The sequence below is a fragment of the Halosaccharopolyspora lacisalsi genome, from assembly GCF_014137975.1.
Classification (GTDB): Bacteria; Actinomycetota; Actinomycetes; order Mycobacteriales; family Pseudonocardiaceae; genus Halosaccharopolyspora; species Halosaccharopolyspora lacisalsi.
In genome coordinates, this window is sequence record NZ_JACGWZ010000002.1 from 786836 (window position 1) to 793133 (window position 6298).

The window sequence follows — 6298 nt, forward strand, 5'->3', positions numbered from 1 at the left end:
GCATTCCCGGTTTCGCGCGAAATCGGGTAACCACCGTGGCGCGTACGTGGGCTATGCGGCGTAGCGCTCGCGGAGTTCGTTCTTGCGGATCTTTCCGCTGGCGTTGCGCGGGATCTCGTCGACGACCACGAACGACTTCGGGATCTTGTACCTGGCCAGCCGCCCCTCCAGCAGCTCGCCGATGTCGGCGGCGGACAGTTCGGCCCCCTCGGCGAGGGTGACCACGGCACGGCCGACCTCTCCCCACTTGTCGTCGGCGACGCCGAAGACCGCGCAACCGGCGACACCGGCGAGCTCGAGGATCGCGGCCTCCACCTCGGCGGGGTAGACGTTCTCCCCGCCCGATATGATCATGTCCTTCATCCGGTCGACGATGGTGACGAAGCCGTCCTCGTCGGCCACCCCCACGTCCCCGGAGCGAAACCACCGCCCGTCGGTGAAGGCCTCGGCCGTGGCATCCGGCCGGTTCCAGTACTCCCGCATGACGTTGGGACCACAGATCTGGATCTCGCCCCGCTCCCCCGCCCCGGCGGGCTCACCGTCCGAGTCGACCACGCGCACGTCGGTGAACACGTGGGGCACCCCGGCGGTCCCGAGCTTACGTTCGACCTGGTCCGGGGTGAGCACGAGCGCGCCCGGGCCGGTCTCGGTGAGCCCGTAGCCCTGACACATCTTGATCCCGCGATCGGTGTAGGTGCGCAGGGTTCGCGGCGGCACCGGAGCGGCGGCCACGATCACACGCCGTATCGAGGACAGGTCCGTCGAGGTCCAGTTCGGGTGCTCGCTGAGCGCGTCGAACATCGTGGCCACGCCGAACATGTAGGTCACGCCCGTGCGCTCGATCACGGTCAACACGCGCTCGGCGTCGAAGCCCTCCTCGATGTGGACGGTGCCGCCCTTGAGCAGGGTGGGCAGCGCGACGAAGTCCAGCGCCGCCGTGTGGAACAGCGGGGCGCAGACCAGCGCCACCTCGTCGCTGACCAGATCGAGGTCGACGACCGCGTTCATCGCGGTGAACACGATGTTGCCGTGGGTGAGCACGACTCCCTTGGGACGCCCGGTGGTGCCGGAGGTGTACATGATGAAACACGGGTCGTCGTGGCGCACGGATTCGTCGATGCGCTCCGCCCCCACCTCGGCGATGGCTTGTTCGTAGCCCACCGCGCCGGCGTCCGGAGCACCGTCGACGACGATCCGGTGGGGCGTCGTCGCCTGCTCGGCGGCGTCCGCGGCGACTTCGGACACCCCCGCGGAGTGAATGAGCACCGAGGCCGCGGAGTCCCGCAGGGAGAAGGCGGTCTCCGGAGCCGTCAGGCGGGCGTTGAGCGGGACGAAGATCGCGCCCAGCAGTCCGGCGGCGAACAGTCCCTCCAGGTAGGACGGATGGTTCATGCTCGACAGCGCCACACGGTCACCCCTGCCGACGCCGAGTCCCCGCAACACGTGGGCCAGCCGCGTCACTCGGTCGGCGAGCTGGGCATAGGACCAGCTCTCGTCCCGGAACGTGATCGCCGTGCGCTGCCCACCCGACCGAACCCGTCGGTAGGCCCAGGACCCCACGCCTTCGTTGAGCATGATCTACCTCCTCGAGCGGGAGCGCGATCGCCGGAGAGGGTCACCGCCGGACCATCCCGGCGCGGATCCGCCACCAGTGATGCCGCAAATCACAGTGCAGCATCAACCATTGAAAGTGTCAATGATTTTGACGGGTAGACCAACCCCGCGGAGTGCGGATCACAGCTGTTCCCGTCCACGGGGCACGCATGGCGGGGAGTTCGGCGCACCGCGCACCAGCGCGGAGCGGCCGGGGGGCCGAACAGGCACCACAAAAGCGGTAGCAATCGTTCTCGCCATTCTTGTATGCGGAATCACTCTCCACGGCGATCTTCGCTTACTGCGGTAATGCCACCGCAACCCACCGTGACTGCTGTTCTCCAAGGCAGAATCCGAATGCTTTCGCGTTCTCTTCGGGTCGAGCGATCCCCACCGTTCACGGACATGTCACGGACCACACCTCCCCGGTCGCGCCGGTACGGCGGACCCGCCGCGCCGGCCTGCCGGTGACCGCGCTGTGCTGGGCGATCGTCGTGTTCGACGGTTACGACCTCATCGTCCACGGCACCGTGCTGCCGGCACTGCCGGACGAACCGAGTTGGGGACTCACCCCAGTGGGCGCGGGGCTGCTGGGCAGCCTGGCCTTCGCGGGAATGCTCGTGGGAGCGCTGACCGCCGGCACGCTCGCCGACCGCCTCGGACGCCGCCGCACGGTCCTGGCCTGCACGGCGTGGTTCTCGGTGTTCACGGTGCTGTGCGCTGGCGACCGGACCCGCCGTGTTCGGCGCGTTCCGACTGATGGCCGGCATCGGACTCGGCGGTCTCGTGCCCTCGGCGAACGCTCTCGCCGCCGAGTTCGTGCCACCCCGGCTCCGGTCGCTGGTCTCGACACTGATGTCCGGCGTGCCGATCGGCGGCAGCATCGCGGCGGTCACCGGCATGTGGGCCATCCCGCTCTTCGGATGGCGCTGCATGTTCGCCGTGGCCCTGATCGGCATCATCATCGGGCTCCCGCTGTGCTGGCTGTTGTTGCCGGAGTCGGCCGCCCACTACCGCTCCCGGGGCCCGAGGACAGCACGAACGCGCCCACGAGGTCGAGCACCGCTTCGGACTCGTACCGGACAACCACGACACGAACACCTCCTCCGAAAGCCGGGGAACCAGTGGTCTGCTCCAACCGGGGCACCTCCGGGCCAGCATGCTGTTCGCCCCGGCCACACTGGCGACGTTGTTCGCCTGGTACGGACTGGCCACCTGGCTGCCCGAACTGATGCGGAAGTCCGGGTTCGACCTGGGCTCCTCACCGGGCTGCCTGCTGGCCCTGAACCTCGGTGCGGTGACCGGGTCACTGGTGACCGCGTGGGCCGGCGACCGCTTCGGCCCTCTGCCCACCGGTATCGCCGCGGCCGTGACAGCGAGCGCGAGTCTGGCGCTGATCACGACCCATCCGCCCAACGCGGTCACCCACCTGCTGCTGATGCTGGCCGGTGTCGGTACTCACGGGACCCAATGCCTGATCATCGCCGCCGTGGCCAACCACTACCCACCACACCTGCGCGGGTCCGCCCTGGGATGGGCACCGGGCGTGGGACGCGTCGGTGCGGTCGCGGCTCCGCAGATGGGCGGCTCGCTGCTCGCCGCGGGCCTGGGTGTGAACTCGAACTTCCTCGTGTTCACCCTCGCCGCCGTCGTGGCCGGCATCCTGCTGTGGCTGTGTCCACGTCCGTCACACCACCGACCCCGGAGTGCTCCCGAGACCGTGGAGAACCGTTCACGATTGCGGCAGGGACCGCAGGTCCTCCTGGGCCTGGGAGACCGTGGCCTTGAGCTCCCGCACGAGCACCGGAATGCGCTGCTTGTCGAACCGCGCGGAGGGGGTGGAGATCGAGACCGCCGCGAGTGCGCTCCCCGCGGTACCGTAGACACAGGCGCCGACCGCCGACACGCCCGCTTCGCTGCCCTCGATGTTGAGGCTGTAGCCGTGGTCGCGAACGGTGTCCAACTCCCGGAGCAACTCCGTCCACGACCTCTGCGACAGCGACGGTTCCGCGTCCTCGGCGGTGATGCCGGTCGATGCCGGCACCGGTGGGACGTAGAGCCGTTCGAGCTGTTCCGACCCCAGTTCGGCCAGCAGGGCCTTGCCACCCGAGGTCAGGTGGGCGGGCAGGATCGTGCCCTGCCGGCCCACCACGTGCAGCACCTGGGTGGACTCGACGCTGGCCAGGAACCGGACCTGAACACCGACCCGGACGATGAGGTTCGTCGTCTCCTGGACCCGCTGGCACAACGCGTCCAGATGCGGAGTGAGACACCGGCGGAGCTGCTGGAGCGGCTGCCCGGCCACCCTGCTGGCGGCCAGCGCCGGGCCGGGAACGTAGGTGCGGCGGTCGTCCTGGACCGCGAAGTCCCGGTACACCAGCATCGACAGCAGGCGGTGCGCCGTTGAGCGGGCAATGCCCAGCTCCTCGGCGGCTTCGCTGACCCGCAGACTTCCGTGATCGCGCAACATCAGGACCAGCAGCAGCGCGTTGTCCACGGACGCCAGCGCATAGGGTGGCTTGTTCTTCACAAGAGAACCTTATTCCCTCAAGGTGAACGCCGCACTGACTTGACTCATGACGCGCACCACTGCCCCAGCGCACTCGAGGATCGGGTGCCACCCGGCGAGGTGGAGCGGTTCTCACTCACCGGAGGCCGTGACGTCACGGCCTCCGGTGTCCAGAGCCGCGGAATCGACCGACCCCTCCAACGCGTGCAGCAGTTCGGCCAGACCACCGGCCAGGGAGTCACGCTGCTCGGGATTCAGCGCCGCGAGCAACTGCCCCTGGGCCGCGACGTCCCGGGAAAAGGCCCGGTCGATGACCTCGCCGCCCTGTTCGGTGAGCACGATGCGCGCACTGCGCCTGTCCCGCCCGTCGGAAGTGCGTTCCAGCAGACCGCGCTCGGCGAGATGGTGGACGCGCTTGGTGGTGGCAGCTCCCGAGGAGACGGTCAGCTCGTTGAGCCGGCCCGGGGTCACCGGGGAACCGGTCCGACGCAGGGCGCAGAGCAGGTCGAACTCGGCGCGGTTGAGCCCCTCGTCGGCCACGGCGACGTCCAGTCGCCGCCGCAGCACCGCGGCGGCGCGCAGCACGCGCCCGACCACGTCGATGCTGCTGACGTCGAGATCGGGGCGCACCTGTTGCCACTGCGACTTGGCCGTCTCGATGAGGTCGGGTGTTCGTTTCATCTCATCAATATACCACTAGTAAAACACTTGTGTAATATATGGGAACGTGCCCAGTACCGTGCTGACTCGCGACCTCCGCCAGACCTTTCACGTGCGCAAACGCGGCCCGCTCGCCTGGCCGGCCGCCAGGGCGTTCCTGTCGATGCTGGTACCACTGGTTCTGCTGCTCCAGTTGGACCGGTTGGACCTGGTGGCCGGTGCGGTGTTCGGAGCGTTGACCAGCGTTTACGCCCGCAGCGAGCCCTACCGGCAGCAGACCAGGACACTGGCCGCGGTGGCCGTGTCGATGGTTCTGGCCGTCGCGATCGGCGACGTGATCGCGGTGTTCGGCAGCGGGCACGCCTGGCACGAGCCGGTGGCGCTGCTGGCCACGGCCGCCGTGGGAGCCGTGACCACGGCGGCCGGCACCGCCGTGAAACTCGGTGCCCCCGGCGGCCTGATCTTCGCCTTCGCCACCGGGGCTTGTGCGCATCTGTCGTTGTCCTCCGCCGACCTCGGCCCGCACCTGGCCACGGCCGCGATCAGCGCGGCGTTCGCCTGGGCCGTCAGCAGCGCCGGTGCCGTGGTCACCGGGCTGAACCCCCAGTTCAGGACCGTCTCGGCCGCGCTGGAAGCCACGGCGGTCCACCTGGCGGCACGTCCCGACCTGACCACGCGCCACCGTGCCTCGGTGGCGGTGGAAAACGCCTGGAACAGCGTGGCCCTGGTCGGCCGGAAGCACCGGGACGGCCGCCCCCACCTCGACCTCGTCCGAGCGACCGAGACGTGCGAGGCTCTGCTGAGTCCGGAACACGCCACGAGCGTGACCGCCGAGGAAGTGCGCGCGACGGCCGACGATCTCCGTCGGGGCCGGGGTTTTCGCGATCTCGTCCTCGCGGGGCGGGACTCCCCCGTCGTCCCCGCCCCGACATCGCGCTGGCAGGTGGCTCGCGAGGTCATCGGCGCCGCACTCGCTCCCGGCAGGCGTGCGGGCACCTGGTTGGTGCCGTACGCGCTGCGCGTGGGTGTGGCCGCCTTCATCGCCGGCGTCGTGGCCAACCTGCTCGGTATCGGCCACGCCTACTGGGCGGCGGTTTCGGCGGTTTCGGTCCTCCAGGCCACCAGCACCTCCAGCTCGGTTCCCCGCATGGTGCAGCGCGGGATCGGCACGCTCGTCGGCGTGCTCGTGGGACTGAGCCTGCTGACCGCCGACCCCGCACCGTGGGTGATCATCCTCCTGATGGCCGGACTGCAGTGGGGCGCGGAAATGACCGTGCTGATCAATTACTCCTTCGGGCTACTCTTCGCCACCCCGGTCGCCCTGCTGGTCAGCGCACTCGCCACGCCCATGCCGCCCGGGGAGCTGGCGACCGACCGCCTGTGGTCCACCCTGCTCGGTGCCGCCATCGCAGTGGCGGTGGCGTGGATGCTGCCCAATCGTGCGTGGCTGGCCCGGGTGCACCGCGCCCTGGTGCGCGTACGCGAGCTCAGCGCCGCCGATCCGATCCAGCCGATACGGCTGCGCAACGCGCTGAT

4 protein-coding genes and 2 pseudogenes are annotated in these 6298 nt (G+C 69.4%); 3 read left to right on the top strand and 3 right to left on the bottom strand.

The window, feature by feature from the left end; genetic code table 11:
- Nucleotides 1-51: 51 nt before the first annotated feature.
- Nucleotides 52-1575, bottom strand: coding sequence for an acyl-CoA synthetase (locus FHX42_RS11500; RefSeq protein ID WP_182544187.1), 1524 nt, complete (start codon nucleotides 1573-1575; stop codon nucleotides 52-54).
- 578 nt (nucleotides 1576-2153) lie between these two features.
- On the opposite strand from FHX42_RS11500, the pseudogene FHX42_RS27805 reads away from it, so the two are divergent.
- Nucleotides 2154-2589 (top strand): annotated as a pseudogene (locus tag FHX42_RS27805) (MFS transporter); the annotation flags it as partial.
- A gap of 163 nt (nucleotides 2590-2752) precedes the next feature.
- Nucleotides 2753-3250, top strand: a pseudogene (locus tag FHX42_RS27810) (MFS transporter); the annotation flags it as partial.
- 75 nt (nucleotides 3251-3325) lie between these two features.
- Here the strand turns inward: FHX42_RS27810 and FHX42_RS11510 are convergent.
- Together FHX42_RS11510 and FHX42_RS11515 are read right to left on the bottom strand one after the other, a co-directional pair.
- Nucleotides 3326-4123: an IclR family transcriptional regulator gene (locus FHX42_RS11510; protein WP_182544188.1), complete on the bottom strand. Its 798-nt coding sequence runs from the start codon at nucleotides 4121-4123 to the stop codon at nucleotides 3326-3328.
- Between the two features lie 111 nt (nucleotides 4124-4234).
- Complete coding sequence (locus FHX42_RS11515; RefSeq protein WP_182544189.1) at nucleotides 4235-4783, bottom strand: MarR family winged helix-turn-helix transcriptional regulator; 549 nt, start codon at nucleotides 4781-4783, stop codon at nucleotides 4235-4237.
- Between the two features lie 46 nt (nucleotides 4784-4829).
- Between FHX42_RS11515 and FHX42_RS11520 the strand changes: the two genes are divergently transcribed.
- A partial coding sequence (locus tag FHX42_RS11520) for an FUSC family protein (protein WP_182544190.1) occupies nucleotides 4830-6298 on the top strand: 1469 nt, incomplete at its 3' end.

Excerpts from the sequence above, each read along its gene's own strand:
- FHX42_RS11500 (WP_182544187.1), bottom strand. The coding sequence starts at position 1,575 with ATGCTCAACGAAGGCGTGGGGTCCTGGGCCTACCGACGGGTTCGGTCG.
- FHX42_RS11515 (WP_182544189.1), bottom strand. The coding sequence starts at position 4,783 with ATGAAACGAACACCCGACCTCATCGAGACGGCCAAGTCGCAGTGGCAA.